General features: G+C 67.2%; 6 protein-coding genes. 5 read left to right on the top strand and 1 reads right to left on the bottom strand.

What is annotated here, in order from left to right; all coding sequences use genetic code 11:
- The first annotated feature begins 32 nt into the window (after positions 1 to 32).
- On the top strand, positions 33 to 1337 hold the full coding sequence (locus LQ222_RS23975; RefSeq protein ID WP_308071658.1) for an integrase family protein: 1305 nt from the start codon (positions 33 to 35) through the stop codon (positions 1335 to 1337).
- Positions 1338 to 1696: 359 nt separating this feature from the next.
- Here the strand turns inward: LQ222_RS23975 and LQ222_RS23970 are convergent, their stop codons facing one another.
- Positions 1697 to 9499, bottom strand: a complete 7803-nt coding sequence (locus LQ222_RS23970) for an Ig-like domain-containing protein (RefSeq protein ID WP_230169397.1) — start codon at positions 9497 to 9499, stop codon at positions 1697 to 1699.
- Between the two features lie 659 nt (positions 9500 to 10158).
- Here LQ222_RS23970 and LQ222_RS23965 point away from each other — a divergent pair.
- The 4 genes from LQ222_RS23965 to LQ222_RS23950 are packed head-to-tail and all read left to right on the top strand — an operon-like array spanning position 10159 to position 20767.
- Positions 10159 to 14574 carry a glycoside hydrolase family 99-like domain-containing protein gene (locus LQ222_RS23965; protein WP_230169396.1) on the top strand — a complete coding sequence of 1472 codons (4416 nt, stop codon included), beginning with the start codon at positions 10159 to 10161 and terminating at the stop codon, positions 14572 to 14574.
- A gap of 37 nt (positions 14575 to 14611) precedes the next feature.
- Positions 14612 to 15070: a hypothetical protein gene (locus tag LQ222_RS23960; RefSeq protein ID WP_230169395.1), complete on the top strand. Its 459-nt coding sequence runs from the start codon at positions 14612 to 14614 to the stop codon at positions 15068 to 15070.
- Positions 15071 to 15114: 44 nt separating this feature from the next.
- The gene (locus LQ222_RS23955) at positions 15115 to 17832 is read left to right on the top strand and encodes a tetratricopeptide repeat protein (RefSeq protein ID WP_230169394.1); all 2718 of its coding nucleotides are present in this window, start codon (positions 15115 to 15117) and stop codon (positions 17830 to 17832) included.
- A complete protein-coding gene (locus LQ222_RS23950; RefSeq protein WP_230169393.1) occupies positions 17825 to 20767 on the top strand; it encodes a tetratricopeptide repeat protein in 2943 nt (980 codons plus the stop codon). The genes LQ222_RS23955 and LQ222_RS23950 overlap by 8 nt, the downstream gene beginning before the upstream one ends.
- The last annotated feature ends 817 nt before the right edge of the window (positions 20768 to 21584 follow it).

Below are 21584 nucleotides of genomic sequence, written 5' to 3'. Positions count from 1 at the left end.
CAGCAACCCAACCCTAGCCAGGGATCACCGCGATGGCCGCCTGGGGCGCTCCGCTTCGCTCAGCCACAGGCTTCGCTTCGCGCCCCAGGCTCTGGATGTCCTACACCACCACTGGGGACGCGACCCCAACAACCGGTCGCGTCGAAATCTGGGATGCGCGAATAGCGGGCTTGTGCTTCAGGCTCACGCCATCCGGCTCTGGAACATGGACGTTGCACACACGGACGCGGGACGGGAAGCAGACCCGCGTGACCCTCGGAACCTGGCCCTTGATTGGCGCCGTGGAAGCTCGCAAGCGTGCGATCGGCGCGCTCGCCGCGGTGCAGGCCGGCGGCGACCCTTCAGCAGAGAAGCGGGAGGCCAAACAAGCCCGTGAGGCTCGCGCCGCCGAAGCTTCTGTTGCGATGGCACTCAAGGCTTGGCGCGAAGCCCACGAGGCCGGCCCTCGCGCCTGGAGCGAACGCTACACGCGAGAGGTACGGCGAATTTGCGCTCGGGACATCGAGCCTGTGCTGGGCAAGCGCGTACTGCGCGAGACGGTTAGGTCGGACCGGACGGCACTTGTCGCGGCACGCCGGAGGACCGCGCCCGCCATGGCCGCACTCCTTTACCGCGTCATCTCTGCGTTTCTGAACTACGCAGAGGCCCAGGGCTGGATCGAGACGTCGCTACTCCCACGCAAGGGGGCTGCGATGCTCGCCCCCGCCCCCGCCAGTCGCGACCGCGTTCTGTCCGACGGTGAACTCGTCGAGGTTTGGCGGGCCGCGTGTGAGGAGGATGCGAGAGCGCGGGCGTTCATGATGCTGCTCATGCTCATGCTCTGCGGCGTGCGGGCGACGGAAGCCGCGGGCATCGCCACCGATGAGCTCGATCTCGATGCGGGACGGTGGCACCTGCCGGCGAAGCGAGCGAAGAACAAGCGGGGCTACACCATGCCGGTTCCAGAGAACATCGGCAGACTATTGCGGGGTCTGGTCGCTACGCAGCATTTCGAACATCCGCATTGCATCCTCGGCGCGAGGTCGGGGCCTTTCCAGGCGATCTCCAAGCTGAAGGCGCGGATCGACGCACGGATCGCGCAGGAGCACGCAAACAGGTCTCCTATGCCGAAGCCGATGCCTCCGTGGCGGCTGCACGATCTTCGGCGTACCGCGCGAACCGGGATGACCAAGCTGGGGGTGCCACGCGAACACGCAGAGATGGCGATCAACCACATCTCAGGACGGTCGAGCCTGGAGCGCACTTACGACAGGCATGACTACGCAGCGGAGGCGATAGCGGCGCTTGAGGCCTGGCAGAACCACATACTCCGGCTCGTGACGGTGGAACGTGGGTGAGGCAGTTCAACATCCAGCACGCGCTGCGCCGCTGCCTTCAGCCAACGAACACCATGGATGCGCCGCGATTATGGGCACATGCGCGATGTATTGCGCGAGACGAACCAGACGATCCGCGAGCATTCCGCAGTGTTGCGTTGGATTCACGCCTGCGTCCCCGAGTGAGGCAATCCGAGCAGTGCCACGAACACGAAGCGTAGAGGGACGACACGAACTTACCACGCGCAAAAATGATCGCCATTGCGCGTAGTCGAATTCCGCTAAACACCAATCGATGCAGCGTTCGTCTCGCGCCATGCCTCACATAGCGTAGCCGAAGACAGAGCGGCGCGCCGGTCTGCCCGGCGCGCCGTCCAAAATTAAAGCACGAAGTCCGACTGATCGATGCTGCTCGCCGTGACGTTGATCAGGGTTAGCGAGATGTCGGACCCGTTCACACCGCCCACCGAACCGCCGCTCTGCACGTTAAAGTGCAGCACGGTGTTCGCGCCCGATTGCACAGCGATCACCTCACCGAACGTGGTGACGGAAGTAAAGGCGCCCCCCGACTTGAAGGTGAACGGATTGAGGCCCCCACCGGTAACCGCATCGAAACGGGTCAGATCGATGCGGTCGTCGTTACCCAAAACGTCCGAGAAGTCGCTGATCCGGCCAAACTGGAACCCGAAGGTCGGAGCGCTGAAGATGAAGATATCATCGCCACTCCCACCGGTCACGGTGTCGCTGGTGCCGATGCCGTGCAGCGTATCATTGCCGCCGCCGCCGATGATCTCGTTCGCCACGAAGTTCTGGCCCGTGAGCGAGTCATTACCGGCACCGCCGCGAATGTTCTCGATGTCACTGGCGAGAATATCCGTGCCAACGTCCGCGCCCCCGGTCGCCGTGCCTGTCCCGCCGCCAAGAAGTGGGCTGAGGCCAAGCGTCACCGTCACGGCGCTCGTCGCGCCCGAGTAGTCGACGAAGTCGCGGTCCGCACCGCCGACCAGGCTGTCATTCCCGGCGCCACCAAACAGCACATCGTTGCCGATGCCACCGTTCAGCGTGTCGGCTCCACCCTCGCCGCGCAACTGGTCATCGCCGCTGAGGCCGATCAGCCAGTTGTTCCCGGTATCGCCGGTCAGGATGTCCGCGCCCGAACCGCCGATCACGCCCTCGAAGCCACTGATGACGTCGCCAGCCGCATCGCCGCCGCTCACGGCATTGGTGCCGAGCGTCACCTGCACCGACGCCGTGGAGCCCTCGTAGGACACGAGGTCAACGCCGTCGCCGCCGCGAAGCGTGTCTGCGCCGGCTCCGCCACGGATCGTGTCGTCGCCGCTGGCACCGTCGATCGAGTTCGCTCCCGTATCGCCGCCGAGCACGTCGCCATGTGTCGACCCGAGGAGGTTCTCGAACCCGGTAAGCTGGTCACCCAACGCATCGCCCAGGGTCCCGATCTGGCCCAGGGTGATCGCGACGCCGGTGGCCGCAGCATCATAGCTCGCCAGGTCGATACCGTCGCCGCCGTCCAGGTTATCGGCGCCGGCGCCGCCTATGATCGTGTCGTTGCCAATGCCGCCGTTGATGATGTCGGCGCCTGCGCCGCCGTCGAGCAGGTTGGCGTTGGCATCGCCGGTGATGCCGTCCACGAAGACCGTGCCGATCACCCCTTCGATCGATGTCAGCACATCGCCTGCCGCCGCACCGCCCGCGGCTGCCGGAAGGGCGAGATTGATGACCATCGATCCCGACGCACCAGCATAGCTGACGATATCGAAGCCGTTGCCGCCATTGACATTGTCGTTGCCATCGCCGACCGCCAGCACGTCGTCACCATCGCCGCCGACCAGCGTGTCGTTGCCCGCGCCGCCATCCAGCGTATCGTTGCCGATGTTGCCGATGAAGTTGTCGGCGGTCGTGTCACCCACCAGCAGCGCGCCGGCCCCACCGACCGTCAGCGTATAGGCGTTGGACGGCGCGGCCAGGTTGCCCGCGAGATCCCGCGCCGTCACCTGCAGCGTGTGCGGCCCTGTGGCCAACGCCGAACCCGTGATGCTGAAGGTTTCCGCAACGCCCACCACCACGTTCTGGCTGAACAGCGTGACGTCGCTCTCGTCGTCCGACGCACCGGACACTGTGACGTTGCTGCCCGTGGCGTCGCCAATCACGACGGTGGTCAGCACCGCCGCCGCCGGCGGCGTGCGGTCCACCGTGACCGCCTGGATGACCGACGGGGGCGACTCGTTTCCGGCGAGGTCGGTCGCAACGGCCGAGTAATCGTATTCACCTTCAGGCACTTCACTGTCGAGCAGCGACCCGCCGGTATCCTCGAAGGACCACAAGCCGTCCTCGTCCGCCGTGGCGAAGCCGATGCTGGTCCCGTCGCGGAACACCTCCACGGTGGAGCCCGCCTCCGCGGTGCCGGTCAGCACGAGGGTCGCCGCGTTGGTCACATCGTCGGTGACGCTGCGACCGCTGTCCGACCCGGCATCGAGGTCCACGGTCGGTGCGACAGGGTCGGTACGGTCGATCGTCACCTCCAGAGCGGCGGAAGCGGCCGAGACATTGCCCGCCGTGTCCGTCGCCTTTGCGGTGATCGACAGTTCATCCTCGGCAACGCCTTCCAGCGTCACGGACCAGCTGCCGTCAAGGCCGGCCTGGACAGTGTCGCCCGTCGCCATGCCGTCGATGAACACCTGGACCGTCGCGCCCACTTCGGCGGTGCCCCTGATGATCAGGTCATCGGCGTTGGTCACGTTGTCCTCGTCGTCGGCACCGGTGTCCGAGATCGAGTCCAGATCCAGCGCGTTTGGCGCAGCCGGCGTCGCGCTGTCGAGGGTGAAGGCGAGCGAGGCTGTGTCGACCCCGCCGACGCCGTCGGTCTGGCTGACCGCGACCGAGACCGCGCCATCGCCCACCGCACCCGGCTTCGTTGCGGTCCAGGTGCCGTTGCTGCCCACCAGGACCGTCTGAGTCTCCACCATGGTGCTGCCCACCGACCAGGTGATCGTGAGGTTGGTGTTCGGCCGCCCGGTCCCGACCAGGTCACCGTCGGACGTGATGCTGTCCATCGGGTTGCCGGTGTTGGCCTCAAGGCTGACCGTCACATCCGGCAGCGCGATTGCGGTGAGGTCGATGTCGAAAGGACCGCTCAGGAGCCGAGCAGCCTCGATGTTCCACAGCGTGTCGGTTCCATCCGGGCCGACCGCGGTGATCGAACCGTTGAAGTTCCGGGTGAAGGTCGTGCCTGCACCGAACAGAGCGATGTCGACGCCGTCCCCGCCATCCAGCGAGTCATTCCCCGCACCGCCGATGATGAAGTCCTGACCGTCCCCGGCAAGCACCGTGTCGTTGCCCGCGTTGACAACCAGGGTGTTGATGCCGTTCGAGCCCACGACGCTGTCGTCGCCCTCGCCTGTCACCGCACTCTCGATGCCGACGAGGGTGTCGGTGCCTTCACCGGTCGCCGTGCCGGCAGCAAGGTTCACCGTGACTGAGGCATTGCCGAAGGTCGCGGCGTCGAAGGCCGCATCGTCACCGCCATCCAGCAAGTCATCGCCTGCGCCGCCGGTCAGATTGTCCTGGCCGTCGCCACCCGAGAGCGTGTCATTTCCGGCACCGCCATTGAGCTGGTCGACGCCCGTGCCGCCATCCAGGGTGTCTTCGCCGTCACCGCCGGTCAGGAAGTCGTTGCCGTCGTCGCCGGAGATCAGGTTCGCACCGGAATTGCCCGCGATGGCGTTGGTCAGCGCGTTGCCGGTGACGTCCACGTTCGCGCCGACGCCGGTGGTGTGGTCCTGAAGCGTGACATTGGCCACGCCCGAGCCGAGCGTCAGGTTGAGGTCGGCCGAACCGGCGAGGGCACGCACCGTCAGGTTGTCTGTCGCGATCGTCTCGTTGTCCGGCCCGCTGCCGCTGTTCACGATCAGCGTGTCGAACGCCTGGGCGAAGCCGCTGGCGCGGCCCGCCGTCGCGTGTAGCGCGACCTCCCGCGGGTCGGGCTCGGCCCCGTTGATGTCCGAGGCCGGCGCGGAGACGCGCAGGGCGAGGCCATTGGGCGTCGTCACATACGCGAATTGCGGAACCGTGTTGTTCGCCAAGAAGTCCTGCACCGTTGCCAGCGTGACCGGCAAGTTGGCCTCCGCCTGGTCACGACCTCGCAGGTACTGGACGAAGCCGTCCTGGAAGGTGTTGCCGGTGATCGTCGCCGGCGCCTCGCTGGGGGCGTTCAGCCAGCCCAGCCCGGCGATCTGGCCATTGACGATGATGCCGTTGTTGTAGATCGCGTCGCCGCCCGACTGAGCGACGAAGGTGTTGTTGGTGACGGCGGTGGTGCCCGCCGCCAGGTTCCAGCCGACGCCGTTCGCCACGACGAAGGCGCCGGTCAGCGCGTTGCCGTTCACCGTGTAGTCGTTGATCTGGCTGACATGCGTCGTGCCGCTGCCCGGACCAGTGACCGGCACCACCTCGTCGTTGATGTAGACACTGGCGGAGATGCCCTTTCCGGCGACGGCGCCGACCTTCGACATCTCCAGCACGAAGCCGTCGTCCACCACCTCGATCGCCTTGTTGACAACCGAACCCGGGGCCGTGGCGAGGAATTCGATGCCGCGGATCGTGACGTTCGGCGCGGTGATGTGGAAGTTCGTGCCCCAGTTCGACTGCGCGGTGGAGGTGATGGTCACCGACACCTCGCCGAGCGACTCCGGCGCCGTGCCGTCGGCCTCGAGGCCCTGGATCGTCACGCTCTTGTTGATCAGCAGCCCGACCGGGTTGGTGAAGCCGGGATCATTGGTGTTGTTCGCCGGGTTGTAGTTCGCCCCGCCGCTGGAATAGCTTCCTGCGGCCACCAGGATGGTGTCGCCGTCGGCCGCCGCGTCTATCGCGGCCTGCAGCGTCGCGAAGCCGCCATTGCCGACCAGCAGGACGCGCCCGCCGGAGGAGCCTGCGATAGCCTCGACATTCGACAGCGCGTCCGTGCCCTCGGCGCTGGTCACCTGCCAGCCGGTGGTGGACGTCGCGGTCACAACCAAGTCACCGGTCGGTACGCCGTAGGTGACGGTGTCGGTGCCCGTGCCGCCATCGATGGCGTCGTTGTCCGCGCCACCCGACAGCGTGTCGTTGCCGGCGTCGCCTAGCAGCGAGTCGGCCCCGCTGCCGCCCGAGACCTCGTCGTTGTCGTTCCCGCCCAGGACCGTGTCGTTGTTCTCGCCGCCGAGCAGGGTGTCGTTCCCACCACCGCCGGTGAGGACGTCAGTCCCGCCGCCGCCGAGCATGCTGTCATTGCCGGCGTTGCCGACGAGCCCATCATTGCCCGAGCCGCCCGTGACGGTGTCATTGCCGGATCCCGCCACCACCGTCAGGAAGTCCGCGCCTGGCGCGCTGCTGGTCCCGGCATTGGCAACGTCCGAGCCGACAGAGACGTTCAGGTCGCTGGTGACGTTCTGCAGGTTGAACTCGGTACCAACATTGGCGAAGGTGTTGCCGTCGATGCCGTTGATCGTATTCGGCGACAACACGGGGCCGCCGATCGAGAAGCCGCTGCCCGAGTCGTTGATCGTGTTGTCGGTGATGGTCGAGGTGGCGTCGTCATAGCCATCGAGGTTCGCCGCCGTCCGAACCGTCTGGAAGACGTTGCCAGTGATGGTCAGGCTGGCCGAGTTGCCGTCGGACCAGATGCCGCTGCGCCAGGCGGCCGTGCTGAAGCTGCCGGCCGCGGTGCCGCCGAAGAAGTTGTCATCCACCGCTAGCGTGCCGCCAAAGCCGGACGGCACCATCAGAGCGCGGCCGCCGGTGTTGGCACCACCGCCGTTCAGCGGGTCGATCTCGCCCTCGCCCGCATTGCCCTGCCGGAAATCGGTCATGAAGCGACTGTCCTGGATCGTGACAGACGCCGCGCCCAGCACCTGCACCAGGCCACCCCCATTGGTCGAGCCGACCAGGCTGTTCTGCGGCCCGGTGTAGCGGAACTCGACACCGCTGATGTTCAGCGCGCCCGACGCCAGGTCCACCGTGACCAGGCCGGTGATTACCGACTCACCGGTGCCGCGGCCGGCCGCGCTGCCATCGAGGCCCGCCTGGGCGCCGAGGATCGTCACTGCCTTGTTGATGGTGACAGGATCGCTGTAGGTGGCGCCCCCCGCGAGGCGGATGGTGTCGCCAGCGTCGGCCGCGTCGATTGCCGCCTGCAGCGTCGCGTAGCCGCCATTGCCCACCAGCAGGATGCGCCCGCCCGCGCCATCGTCGATCCGGTTGACGCTGGTCAGGGTGTCGACATCGCCGACGCCGAGATCCACCGTCCAGCCGCCGCTGGCATTCGACGCCACCGCGCTGGCCGCCACCGTGCCCGCATAGCTCGCGACGTCGATGCCGTCGCCGCCGTTCAGCACGTCATTGCCGGCGCCGCCGGAGAGGGTGTCGTCGGCGTTGCCACCCGAGATGGTCTGGTCCCCCGCCCCGCCGCGCAGGTCGTTCGCCTCGCCGTTGCCCACGATCGACGCGACGCCGGTCGCAGCAGACGCATCGATGTTGATGGCGACGCCGACCGAACTGGCGGTCACGACCTCCACATTCGTCACGTTCGCGCCCAGGGTCACCGTCGTGCCCGAGGTGGTGCTGACGATCTGCAGCGTGTCGGTATCCGCGCCGCCGTCGATGGCCTCGATGCCCGCATGGTCGGCAGCATTGACGACGATCAGGTCGTCGCCCGCGCCGGCATCCACGTCGTCGTTGCCCGTGCCGGCATCGATCGTGTCATTGCCGGCGCCGGCGTTGACGACATCGTCGCCGCCGCGCGCCCGGATGACGTCGGCGAAGGCGGTGCCGGTGATGATCGCTGCCTCGTTGTCGCCCTGCGGCGTCGCGATCGGACCGACGCTATTCGTGGCGCTGGCGAAGAAATTGGCCAGGTCGATGTTCCCACCGACCCAGTCGAGGTTCAGCAGGCCCCAGGGCGCGGCGGTCGCAGCAGTATTCCCGGTGGCGGTGAAGCTCGAGAAGCCGGCGTGGTAGTAGAAGGAGAAGGCGTCCTGCCCGAAGGCGCCGGTCAGCGCGTTGTTGCTGAAGACGACGTCGCCCAGGCTGGAGTAGGTGAAAGCCGCGGGGTCGAAGGGCGACGCTGGGCGGCCGAGGCCGACCACCGAGAAGGCCTTGCCCGTGCCGGCGCCGTCGAAGGTGGTGCCCGTGACGGTCAGGTCGCCGTCGAACCCGAACAGGTTCACCCCGCCGCGGCCCGCGCCGTTCGCGGTGCCGTTGTCGATGAAGCTGCTGTTGACGATGCTGATCGCATCGAGGATCTCGCCGGCCGGCGCCGCATTGGTGAAGTTGCTGTTGGCGGGATGGCCATAGAACAGCCCGTTCAAGGACGCGCCAGAGATCGCCACGCCATCCAGCGACAGGCTGCCGCCGTTCGAGACCACGCTCGCGCGGATGCCGTAGTCCTCGCCGGCCGCGTTGATCGTCATGTTCTTGAAGCTCAGCGCACCGTCCAGCGTGCCCTCGACGTTGAACATGCCCTGGATGATCGTGCCGGCGCCCTGGCCGACGAAGCTCAGCGCCTTGCCCTCGATGTTGCTCACATCGCCGCTGAACGTGCCGGCGCCGATCATGATGGTGTCGCCATCCTCGGCCGCGTCCACCGCCGCCTGGATGCTGGCGAAGCCGCCATTGCCGACCAGCAGCGAACGCGCGCCGGTGCCGGAGGTGACGACCTCGATGTTGGTCAGGCGGTCGGTTTCAAGCGGGGCCGTCGTGCTGGTAACCTGCCAGGCGCCGCCGCCCGCATCCGTAACGGTCAGGGTACCCGGGGTCTCGGTGTCCAGATCGAAGCCGACTTCGTCGATGCCTGTGCCGCCGTCGATCGAGTCGTTGCCCGCGTTGCCCTCGATGAAGTCGTCGCCGCCGCCGCCGAAAATGCTGTCGTCGCCGCTGCCGCCGAGCAGGATGTCATTGCCGGGCACCGCCGATTCGACGATGGAGGCCCCGTTTCGCTGCGAGTCGCCATGGAGCACGTCGTTGCCGACGCCGCCCTGCAGGAAATCGTCGCCGGCGCCGCCGAGCAGCAGGTCGTTGCCACCGAGCCCATTCAGCCGGTCGTTGCCGCCGAGGCCGTTCAGCGTGTCACCGTTCGCCCCGCCATTCCGCGTGTTGCTTGCGCCCGAACCGTTCCACGACGTGCCCGACATGCGTTCTCTCCTTGAGGTGGCGGCGTCTCAGCGTCGCCTCACCGATCCGCGATCGTGTACAAATAGCTAACGGCGGGCCAGGCAATCAATGGATTTTTGTTAACATCCACAAATTCTTTCGCCGAGCGTGTCAACCGCGCAGAAGTCACGCCGCATGATTCCCGCAATGGTTGTAGTTCTCTACGGAGATACAGGATGCCGCCAGAAGTGTGCTTGGGCGATCTATGGCCCGTTTGCGGGGCGCTGCTACCCTTTTCGTCGCCGTAATCCAGAGGATATCTTTAACCCTAACGGGGTCCATGGAGTTCGACAAACACGCGCCACGGTTGAGGCCGTCGCATTCCTTCGCCCTGGATCCGTTCGGGGGATCAGCCGAACGCCGAAAAAGGGTTGAGGACATCCGGATGTGTTCACGTTGGATGGACGCGACCCGGGCGGGCCACGGCAGCGCCACGACCTTGTCGCGCGGAATTGATCCGCTGTAATGAGGGCGCACGAGTCATGAGGATTGTGTGCGGCCTTCCCCCGAAGACAGCGTAGGTCGTCCTCGCACGAACGAATCGGCAGAGGCAGGTCATGGGGATCTGCCGGCAGCCGTTCACCCATCTCATGTGCTAGGCGCCCCGCTGCCACCCGGAGAGCCTCCCGGATGGCCAATTATGCATCGTGGCTGGGCGAAGGACCCTGAGACGGGCGCGCCGCCGCAGGCAGGTTTCGCCGGCTGCTTCGACTTCCTCGACGAGGGCTCGGGGCTCCGGGGCTGGATCGTCAACCTCGGCCGTACCGACGAGTCGCCGCAGCTCGAGGTCTGGTGCGGACGCCGACTGCTGAGCCTCGTCGCGTCGCACGGCGAGCGGCCGGACATCGACGCGGCGCTCGGTGTGTCCGGGCGCTTCGGGTTCCTGATACCGTGGGACAGCTTCGACCTCGACGAGGTCTATGCGGCGGAGGAAGAGGCGCCGGACGCACCGATCTTCATAGCTTGCCCGAAGGCGGGCCAGATCGTTCCGCCAATCGGCGAAACCATCCTCGTGAAGGTCCTTGCAGCACGACTGGCCGCGACGGCCAGCGTGGCGCCCTCAGAGCCGGGCGACGAAGACAGCCTGCTCGGACGGCTCATCTCGCGGCTGTCCCGCGACGCGCGCCCGGGGCGTGACGAGGACGAAGGCGTCGACGCTCATGTCGCCGAGGTCACCGCAGCCGACGGCTTGGCGGAGGACACGCTGGCCGACCCTACGGACGTAAGGTCGATTGACGCATCACATGATGCATCCATAGCCGCTCAGGATCTGCCGCCGCGGCGCGTCCAGATCGAGCAACTCCGCGCCTCCGGCCTGTTCGACGAGACGTTCTACGCCAGCCACAACCCCGACGTGGTGGAGGCGCAGGTCCCGCTGCTCGAGCACTACTTCGACAATGGCTGGCGCGAGGGCCGCAACCCGAACCCGATGTTCGAGAGCGCCTACTACCTAGCGCAGAACCCGGACGTGGCGACGGCAGAGGTGCAGCCGCTCTGGCACTACCTCCACAACGGCGACCGCGAGGGCCGCCGCCCCTGCGCGCAATTCGACCCGGGCTGGTACCGTGGCGCCTTCGGGATGGAGCCCGATCAGAACTGTTTGGCGCACTATCTGGCGAACCGGGTCGGCGGACGGGTCTCGCCGATCGCCGAATTCGACATTGCCTACTACCTCGACACCTATCCGGACATCGCCGCGGCAGGGATCGATCCCTATCTGCACTTCATGGAGGCGGGCCACCGGGAGGGGCGCAATCCCTCGGCCGAGTTCGACACTCAGTTCTATCGCCGGCGCTACCTGAAAGGGGATCTCGACGAGAACCCGCTGTTGCATTGGATGGCGCACCGCGGCGAGGCCGGCGTGCATCCGCGCATGCCAGAGGACGAGGTCACCACCCACCGCGAAATCCGCCGCTTCGCGAAGGCGGGGCCAGAGTTCGAGACCTTCCGTGCGCTGCCGCCCTCGGCCCCGCGGCTCGCCAAGGTGCTAGCCTACTACCTGCCGCAGTTCCATGCCTTCCCCGAGAACGACCGCTGGTGGGGCACGGGCTTCACGGAATGGACGAACATCCAGCGTGGCGTCCCGCGCTTCCGCGGACACTACCAACCCCGCGTGCCGCGCGACCTCGGCCACTATTCGCTCGAGGGCACGGAAGTGATGCGCCGCCAGGCGCAGATGGCGAAGGCCGGCGGCGTGCACGGCTTCGTCTTCTACTACTACTGGTTCAACGGAAAGCGCCTGCTGGAGCGCCCAGTTGAAGCCTTCCTGGCTGATCCCTCGATCGACATGCCGTTTGCCCTGATGTGGGCTAACGAGAACTGGACGCGTCGCTGGGATGGCTTCGAGAGCGAGGTATTGATCAGCCAGGACTACCGCCCGGATGACGACGTGCGGATGGCCGAGGAGTTTGCACGGCATTTCCGCGACAAGCGCTACATCCGCGTCCAGGGTCGGCCGTTGCTGATGATCTACCGCCCGCGGCTGATCCCCGATACCAAGGCGACCGTCGCGCGCTGGCGCAGCCTGTTCCGGGAGAGCTTCAACGAGGATCCGGTCCTGATCATGGCGCAGGGCTTCGGCGATGAGGACCCGGCGGAATTCGGCCTGGACGGCGCCATCGAATTCCCGCCGCACAAGGTGGCGATGAACCTGCGGAACATGATCGGCGAAATCGACCTGCTCGATCCCGACTTCTCAGGTCACGTCATCTCCTACGACCGGGTGGTTGAAAACTCGCTCGCGGCGCCGACGCCGGCCTTCCCGCTGATCAAGGGTGCGACGCCAAGCTGGGATAATGACGCGCGCAGGCAGGGCACCGGGATGGTTCTGCAGAATTCGACCCCGGCGAAGTACGAAACCTGGCTGGCCGCGCTGGTGGAGCGCGCTGTCGCAGCGCCCTTCATGGGCGAGCCGATGGTCGTGGTGAACGCCTGGAACGAATGGGCGGAAGGCGCCTATCTCGAGCCGGACCAGCACTACGGCGCAGCCTATTTGAACGCGACAGCGCGCGCGGTGACCGGCGCAAGCAAGGCGACTGGACGGCCGGCGGTGCTGCTCGTCGGCCACGACGCGCATCCGCACGGCGCTCAGGAGCTGCTCTGGAACATCGGGCGCACCCTGCGTCGGCGCTTCGGGGCAGAGATCGAATACCTGCTGCTTGACGGTGGGGATCTCGTGCGCCGCTATGAGGAGATCGCACCGACCGCCGTGCTGCCGAGCGCGAAGGAGCTGGACAGCGTGCTGTCCACCTACCATGCGCGCGGCTTCCGTAGCGCGATCGTGAACACGTCCGCGGCGGCGCATGTGGTAAAGCCCGCAGCGTCCATCGGCATCGCGGCAACGCAGCTGGTGCACGAACTTCCGCGGATCATCGGCGACATGAAGCTCGCGCCCGCAGTGCGCGACACGCTGGCGCATGCACGCCAAGTGGTATTCCCCGGTGGCATGGTGCGCGACGCGGTAGTCGAAGCCGTCGGCGGCAGCCCGCCCGAGGCCGGGCTGCTTGTCCGCCCGCAGGGCCTCTACAAGTCGGCGATACGCTCGGAGGCGGACGGGGCGCGGATCCGCTCCACACTCGGCATCAAGCCTGATGAGAGGCTGGTGCTCTGCATCGGCTTCGCCGATCTCCGCAAGGGCTTCGACCTGTTCCTGCAGGGCTGGCGCCTGATGCGCGCCAGCCCAGGTTCTCGCGTGCATTTCTGCTGGGCCGGCAAGGTGGATAATGCACTGCGCAACTGGCTCGGCCAGGAACTCGACGCCGCAGTCGCCGAAGGCAGCTTCCACCTGCCCGGCTTCACCAGCGAGGTGTCGGCCTATCTCTCCGCCGCGAACGCCTTCGCGCTGACATCGCGGGAGGATCCCTTCCCCTCGGTTGCGCTTGAGGCGATGTCCGTCGGCATGCCGGTTGTCGCCTTCGGGAAGTCTGGCGGTGTGCCCGAATTGCTGGCCGAGCGCGGCATCGGACGTGTGGTGCCCTATGGCGACGTGCCGGCGATGGTGAAGGCGCTCGAGCAGGAAATGGCGCCGGGCGCGCTGGACTCCTCGGCAGCGCAGGCGCGACGGAAGCTGATGGCCGAGGAGTTCGTCTGGGACGACTATGTGGGTGACCTGCTGAAGCTCGCGCTACCCGATCTCCGCAGGGTGTCGGTGACGGTGCCGAACTACAATTACGCCCGGTACATGCCCGAGCGCCTGGGCTCGATCTTCGGGCAGGCCTATCCGGTGCTGGAGGTGATCGTCCTCGACGACTGCTCGAAGGACGATAGCCTCGAGGCGATCGAGCGCGTGGCGGCCGAGTGGCACCGCGACGTCCGGCTGCTGGCGAACACGGTCAATTCTGGCTCCGTTTTTGCGCAGTGGCGCAAGGCGGCGGAGGAGGCGACGGGCGAGTTCGTCTGGATCGCGGAAGCCGACGACGTGTCGGATCCGACCTTCATCTCGAAGCTGGTCGATCTCCTCCGCTCTGACCCGGAAATCCGATTCGCCTTCTCCGACAGCCGCGCGGTGGACAGCGATGGCAAGTCACTCGGCGCGAGCTACAAGCCCTACTACGCGACGGTGGAACCAGGGGCGCTCGAGCACACGGAAGTGTTCGACGCGGACGACTTCGTGCGTCGCTTTCTGTCGGTGAAGAACCTGATCCTGAACGTCAGCGCGGTGGTGTGGCGACGCGACGCTCTGCTCCGCGCGCTGGACCGCTGCGGGGCGGAACTCAAGGAGTATCGCATGGCGGGCGATTGGCGCCTCTACCTGGAAGCGCTGGCAGAGCCCGGGGCGCGCATCGCATACGAGGCGGAGCCGCTGAACGTGCATCGGCGTCACGCGCAGAGCGTGACCCACGCGCTGAAAGCCGACCTGCACGTCGCCGAGATCGATCGCATCCAGGGCATGGCGGCGCAAGCATTCGGTCTCCCCCCCGCTGCGGTCGCGACGCAGCGCGCATACCTCGAGGAGGTGTCCGTCCAACTCGGTGGCCGCCTGCCCGCGCAAGCGGCGACGCCTACCGCGCCGACCGCGCAGGATCGTTCCGCCCCACCCGCGACCGCCGCCGACTGAGCGACTACAACCTGTCCGTATCCGGAGAGTGCCGACCATGTACATGCTGCCGCCAAATGTCCTTTTGGAGAACCTCGGCCTGACGCCGGAACAGTTCCGGGACTCCCAACACATGACGGTGCCGACCCCGCTGCTGAAGTTCCTGCTGCAGGCCGCCCTGTTGCAGAGCGATTTTGACGAGAAGAGCTACCTCGAGGCCAATCCGGACGTGGCTGAGGCTGTGCGGCGCGGGCGCGTGAAGAGCGCGCGAGTGCATTACGTGACCACCGGCTACCTTGAGTGCCGAAGCGGCGGCCACCCGGCGGTGGACGAGGGCTGGTACCTCTCGACCTACCAGGATGTGGGCAGGGCGGTGCGGGCGAAAAAGACCGATTCGGCGGCCGTGCACTTTGCGCAGACCGGCGCAAGCGAGTTCCGCGCACCCGCCGCAACCTACGTGAAGGACGCTGTGACCTGGGGTTCGTTTTTTGGCAAGGGCGGCGAAGCTCCAAAGTAGACCGCACCGTTGTGGGGTGCACGATGGAAGGCTAATTTCGGCCCATGATCAAGCGTGCGCCCTTGCCGCAGAACAGCATTCGGCCAATTAAGATTGTAGCGCCGGATAGGCGAGTATGCTTTTTCGGCGCGCCACACGAAGTGGAGCAGGGCCCGCTGTTCGACATGTTCCGGAACACCGGGGCGAACACCGGGAACTTGTTCATCGGCAATGGCCTGCGGCAGAACACGATCGCCAGCCGAAAGGTCGATTTCCCCGGCTTTGGCAAGGACCCACGGGAGCTGGAGGAACGGTTCGACATTATTTACATCGCCGCAGCCAATTTCATTTCAAGTCACGATGATTTTAGCGAATACTACGAATATTTTCGCCGCGTTCGCCTGCCGATGTTCTGCTGGGGCCTCGGCTCGCAGGTCCCGCCGCACAAGCCCCTTGTCATGCTGCCAGGCACCGAGCGCTTCATTCGCCTGCTCGGCGAACGCTGCGTCTCGATCGGCGTGCGTGGTGTCTTCACCGCGGAGCGGCTCGCCGAGATGGGGATCGGCAATGTCAGCGTGGTCGGCTGCCCTTCCTTGCTGAACCTTTCCAAGGCGAACATCGAGGCGCTGGCAACCCGCAAGGCCTCGCTTGACGGTGTCGCGATCCATTTCACTAACAATGGCCGCGGCGAGCACGCGCTGAACGCACCCGCGATGACAGCGAGCGAGAACGCGCTCTTCCATCGTATGCTGCACGAGGACAGCCACTACGTCCTTCAGAACGAGGGGGCCGAGCTGAACTATATGGCCGCCAAGGCCGCCGGTGACGAAGCAGCGATGCACGAGCATGCGGCGCAGATCCTCTCAACCTTCGACGTGCAGCCCAGGGACCGCCCCGCGGCAGAAGCCTATCTGCGCGAGCGAATGCGTATCTTCTTCGATGTGCCAACTTGGCGGTCCTGGATTGGTACGATGTCGGCCTCGGTCGGCACGCGCTTCCACGGGAATATCGGCTCACTGCTCGGCGGCACGCCTGCACTTTTCCTTGCGCATGACCACCGCACGCGCGAGCTGTGCAACCTGCTACAGGTACCGCACGTATTGCTCGACCGTGACTTCTCGGGCGACGAGCTCGCGGAGCGTTTGATCAGCTGCGACTATGCGCCGTTTCTGCGCCGATTCGCCGAGCTCACCAAGGAGTGGCGCAGCTTCTTGACTGCCAACGGCGTCTTCTTTGCTTCGGCCGACAGCGCCGAGGCCATACGGGCGCAAGCGGCGGTCGATGCGCGGGAAGAGCTGCGGGCGAAGGTTATCGCGACCAACGTGAGGGGCGATCGCGCGGCGGCGGTGGACGGTCTGACCGCCTTTCTTCGTCGGTATCCCAACGATATCGATCTTCATGCGGCTCTCATCTGGGACCTGCTGCAGCTTGGGCGCCTGGCGGAAGCCGCGTCTGCCTGCGTCGCGGCGCTGGCGCGCTTCCCGGGCAATCCGGACATCCTTGCCCGACGCGGCCTCATCGCGCGGCAGCAGGGCGACGTGCAGCTGGCGGTGGACAACTTCCGGGCGGCCCTACAGCGTCGTCCCGGCAACGCGCCGATCAGTCTCGAACTGGCCTGGGACCTGATTCAGCTGTCCCGGCTCGACGAAGCTGCGGAGGTCTGCCACGCCCTGATTGCTTTGCACCCGAACAATGCGCCGGGTCTACTCCGCCTCGGCATCATCGAACGCGGGCGCCGCAACCTCGATGCCGCGCTGGCGCACATCGACGCGGCGCTGGCGATCAATCCTGCCGACAGTTCGGCGCGGCGAGAGCGGGAGGAGATCGCGGCGGAGCTGGCTAAGGAGGAGTTGGTGGCCGCCCAGGCGGCGCTAGCAGCTCGCAAGGTGCCAGCCCATCCCGCGGCAACCATCGCGTTGGGACTGGAACTCATCCGTGCTGACGAGTTGGACGACGCGGAGGCTTTGGTCCGCAGTCTGCTCGCGGCGGATCCGCGGAACGCGCAAGGTTTGATCTGCCTGGGCCTGGTCGCGCGCCGGCGCGGTGACGACGAGACTGCGTTCGACCATTTCGAAGCTGCCCTCGCGAGCGACCCTGGAAACAGCTGGGCGAGCGAGGAACGTGAGGCGGCGCGCGACGCGATCGCCGCCGGTGGCCTCACGCCCAAGAAGGTCCAGTACGCGAAGATTGTTGCCGCCCGCGGCAAACGGGACGAGCCAGAGGTGATGCGTTTGCTGCGGGTGATGACGGGGCGGTTCCCCGCCGATTTCGCGCTGCAGCTCGAGCTGATCTGGGAGCACGTGCAGACGGCCCGGCTGGACGAGGCAGAACAAATCTGCCGCGCTATGCTCCTCCGTGCGCCGGCCCATCCGGATCTCCTCATGCGCCTTGGCGTCTTGGCACGGCGGCGCGGTAATCTCCATGAGGCGGCGGCGGAATTCCGGGCGGTGCTCCGCGACCACCCGACCCATGCGACCGCAAGTCTGGAGCTGGCCTGGGACCTGCTGCAGCTGAACGAACTGGACGAGGCCGAGGCGGTTCTCCGCGCGCTGATAGCGGCGCAGCCAGAGAACGGCCAAGCGCATCTGCGGCTCGGGCTCGTGGCGCGCCGGCGCGGCAACGGAGCCGAAGCAATCGCTCGCTTCGAGACAGCGCTTCGACTCGATCCGAACGACCTCTGGGCGGCGCAAGAGGTGACGGAGGAACAGCGGAAAGGCCCGCCGGCGACACCTGGGGCATCCGCCGATCCAGGCAAAGGCGGCAAGCAACATCCGGATGGGTGAGGGCGGCGCGACACACGGCGCGCCCCCGGACGAGCCGTTCGACGCCAACGCATTGCGCCAGCGGCTCGCGCGGAACCCGGCAGCCGCGCCGCTGCACGCGGATTTCGTCTGGGCACTGATGCAGCTCGGCCAGCTCGACGAAGCAGAGCAGGCGTGCAGAGCCGCGCTTGAGCGTTTCCCCGAACGGGCCGAACTCCTGATGCGGCTCGGCATCATTGCCCGCCGTCGTGGCGACCGCGTCGGCGCCGCGGCCCAGTTCCAGGCCGTGTTGAATGCCAACCCCGGGCATGCTGTTGCCAGCCTGGAACTGGCCTGGGACCTGCTCCATCTCGGGGCACTCGACGAAGCCGAGGCGGTCTGCTGTGCGCTCCTAGCATCCGACCCGCGCAACGCCCAGGCGCATATCCGGCTCGGCTTGGTCGCTCGCGCCCGCGGGGAGCTGGAGATTGCACTAAACGCGTTCGAGATGGCGCTCGGCCTTGCGCCGGGCGATCGCTGGGCGACACAAGAAATCGCATGGACTCGGGGGGAGCTCGAAGCGCGCCAAGCGACCGCGCCGCCGCCGCCTAGTCCCGCGCCACCAGTCCCGTCGCCGGTCGTGGCGACGCTGCGCGCAGCCCTCTCGGGCGCCCGGCGCGGCGGCGACGCCGCGGCCGTGGTCGCGGCGCTCCGCGCACTGCTTCCTGCGGACCCGACCGATGCTGCGATCCATGCAGAGCTCGCCTGGAAGCTGCTGCAGCTCGGCCGGGTGGAGGAGGCGGACGAGGCTTGCCGCGCAGCATTGGCGCGCTTCCCGGACGATGCGGACATCCTGGTGCGCCACGCGGTCGTCGCGCGCCGTCAGGGCGATCGGGATGGCGCAATCACGCGCTGTCGGGCCGCCCTGGCCCAGCGACCGACCCATAGCTGGGGCAGTCTGGAACTCGCGGCGAACCTGACTGATGCGGGGCAGCTCGACGAAGCTGAGCGCGTGTGCGAGGCGCTGCTCGCGGCCGAGCCGGGCAACGCGCAGGCGCATATCCGCCGCGGCCTGATCCAGCGCCGACGCGGCGATGCGAACGGCGCGGCCGCATCCTTCGGGACCGCTGCGCAGCTCGACCCGGCCAACACCTGGGCGAAACTGGAGCTGGCCGGGACGCTGGTCGAGCTGGACCGCGCCGACGAGGCGACGGGCGTGCTGAACGCGCTGCTCGCGGCCGAGCCAGGCCATGTGGAGGTGCTGCGGCGACTCGGCCTCGCGCGGCGACGGATGGGCGACGCGGCGGGTGCGCGGGCGTCCTTCGCCGCGGCGCTGGAGGCGGAGCCCGACTCCGTCGCGGTCATGATCGAGCTCGCGCGAGAAGAACGTTCGCTGGGCCACTTGGCGGAAGCCGGGCGACTGCTTCAGGCAGCGCTGGAGTGCGCGCCAGACAACCTCACCGCGTTGCATGAGCTTATTCAATGGCACGCATGGGGAGGGGATGCCGAGGCCGCCACCGCCATCTGCCGCCGCGCCATCGAAGCGCACCCGCGTGAGGCGTGGCTGCACGCGATGCTCTGTCGGCTGCTGGCCGAAAGTAGTGCGACGGAGGAAGCGGCGATGACACTCGCCGCCGCGCTTGAGCGCTTCGGGCCGGTGCCGGCGCTGATCGAGCAGCAGGTGCTGCGCCTTCGCCAGCGCGGCGAGCCAGCGGCGGCGCGCGCTGCACTGCACAGCTTGGCGGGGGACTTCCTGCGCACGGACTTTGCAATGTGGTACCAGGATCGAGAGATCGACCTGCAACTGGGCGACCTCGTTGCCGCAACAGCGGCAATGGACTCGGCGCCGCCTCCAGAGCGCAGCTGGGAAAAGGCGCAGTTCCACATGCTGCAAGGTCGCATCGCGAGCGCCGGATGGGACCTGGCAGCGGCCGAGACGGCCTTCACAGCGGCTGCGGCGCGGGGCGACCATCCGCCGGCGCATGAGGAGCTTGCGCGGATGGCGCTGCTTCGCTTCGACCGCAGCGCGGCGCGGGCGGAGCTGAAGTCTTGGACGGCCGCCACTGCGAGAGCCGAGCGCCGGCCCGCACCGCGGAACATCGGGGCGACCTTCCAAGGCCAGTTGCTGCACGAGTTCGAGCTGGACCGGGCCACGGCCACCGAGATCAGCCGGCTGCGGGAAGAAGCGCGGCCCAGCCGGATCGAGGCACTGCGCCGGCTTGTGCGCGCCAACCCCGACCAGACGCTGGGCGCAATCGCGCTTCTCGTGGAGCTTCGCCTGTCCGGGATGCTACCGGCGGTTACGGCGGAAGTGGCGCACGCGAGCGTCGCGCGGCGCATTCCGCGCCAAATTGCGCAGTTCTGGGCGCAGGGCGAGCCTGACGCGGACCTCATCCCGATGATGCAGAGCTGGGAGGCGGCGCATCCGGACCATGCCTATCGGCGTTTCGACACGGCCTCCGCGCTCGCGTTCCTGCGGGAGAACTGCGCGCCGGAGGTGGCGAGGGCCTTCCGCGAGGCGCGGGAAGCGGCCCAGGCGGCGGACATCTTCCGCCTCGCCTGGCTGACGGTGGAGGGCGGCGTCTGGGCGGATGCGGATGACCGGTGCCTTGCGCCGCTTTCGGGGCTGATCCATCCGGAGACGACGCTCCTGGGGTATCAGGAGGACTTCGGGTCGATCGCCAACAACGTACTTGCGGCGGCCCCGGGGCATCCGGCCGTGACAGCTGCGCTGCGGGATGCGGTGACGTCGGTGCTGCGGGGGGATCAGGACATGATCTGGCTCGCGACCGGGCCAGGGCTGCTGAGCCGCTGCTTCGCGCGGCACCTGGCCATTCTGCCGGAGCAGCCGGAGGCAGCGCTGCGGGACACGCGGATCGCGACGAGGGCGGAGATGCAACGATGTGTCGCGATGTTCTGCGCTGCCGGCTACAAGCAGACTAAGCGAAGCTGGTCTCGGCGGGCCTTCGGGCCGTGACGGCGGAGGCAGCAGCGGTTGAGCGGATGACGATAGCGTGCTGTTCAAGGAATTGGCCACGTCACCTATGCAGCACGGCCCTAGCCTCGTGCTGGATCTGGAGGCGGGGTACGAGGCCGCGCGGGATGCATGATAGCTGCTTCGGCGGGCGGATCGCGCTCTTGGTGCCCTACGAAGCGGCCGGACCGCGGACCGAGTGCTGCATGATGGCGGGGCTGCGCCTGTGCGAGTTCCATCCGCGGCGGCTGGCGACGGCCCTGGCCCCGCGCCGCAGTGCATGCCGCGCCGGTACTTGGCGGTCTGGGTCTCGGGCGAGACTAGCGGCATCAGGCCGGCCATCACGACCTGGCACGACAACCTGCGGGCGGCGAGCGGTATTGCTGCAACAGGTAGAGACGACTCACGTGGGATTGACGGGGCCGCAGGCAGGAGTTTGGCGCGCGTGGCCTCCAGCACGTGCCGGCGCATATTCTATGCGCGTTTATCCGGCGACAGGCGGTCGCCGGCGAGGCAATGACCGCTCGGTCTTTTCCGACCTAAGGCGGTGAGCGGCGATTTGTAACGGGGCGAGATCATGAAGCTATGTGAGGCGAATCTCTTTCTGCTCTCAGAAGCGCAAAACAGCGCGGCCGACTTCTTCATTGGGCCGCGCTGGGTTGCCCGACTAGGCGCCAACGACAAGGCGTTGCCGCGGTCGCGTCCCCAGTGGTGGTGTAGGACATCCAGAGCCTGGGGCGCGAAGCGAAGCCTGTGGCTGAGCGAAGCGGAGCGCCCCAGGCGGCCATCGCGGTGATCCCTGGCTAGGGTTGGGTTGCTG

It is taken from the genome of Roseomonas sp. CECT 9278 (assembly GCF_918698155.1).
GTDB lineage: Bacteria > Pseudomonadota > Alphaproteobacteria > Acetobacterales > Acetobacteraceae > Neoroseomonas.
This window is presented reverse-complemented; position numbering and strand designations above follow the sequence as displayed.

Coding starts and splice junctions, on each gene's coding strand:
- LQ222_RS23975 (WP_308071658.1), top strand. CDS start 33: ATGGCCGCCTGGGGCGCTCCGCTTCGCTCAGCCACAGGCTTCGCTTCG.
- LQ222_RS23970 (WP_230169397.1), bottom strand. CDS start 9,499: ATGTCGGGCACGTCGTGGAACGGTTCGGGCGCAAGCAACACGCGGAAT.
- LQ222_RS23965 (WP_230169396.1), top strand. CDS start 10,159: ATGCATCGTGGCTGGGCGAAGGACCCTGAGACGGGCGCGCCGCCGCAG.
- LQ222_RS23960 (WP_230169395.1), top strand. CDS start 14,612: ATGTACATGCTGCCGCCAAATGTCCTTTTGGAGAACCTCGGCCTGACG.
- LQ222_RS23955 (WP_230169394.1), top strand. CDS start 15,115: ATGATCAAGCGTGCGCCCTTGCCGCAGAACAGCATTCGGCCAATTAAG.
- LQ222_RS23950 (WP_230169393.1), top strand. CDS start 17,825: ATGGGTGAGGGCGGCGCGACACACGGCGCGCCCCCGGACGAGCCGTTC.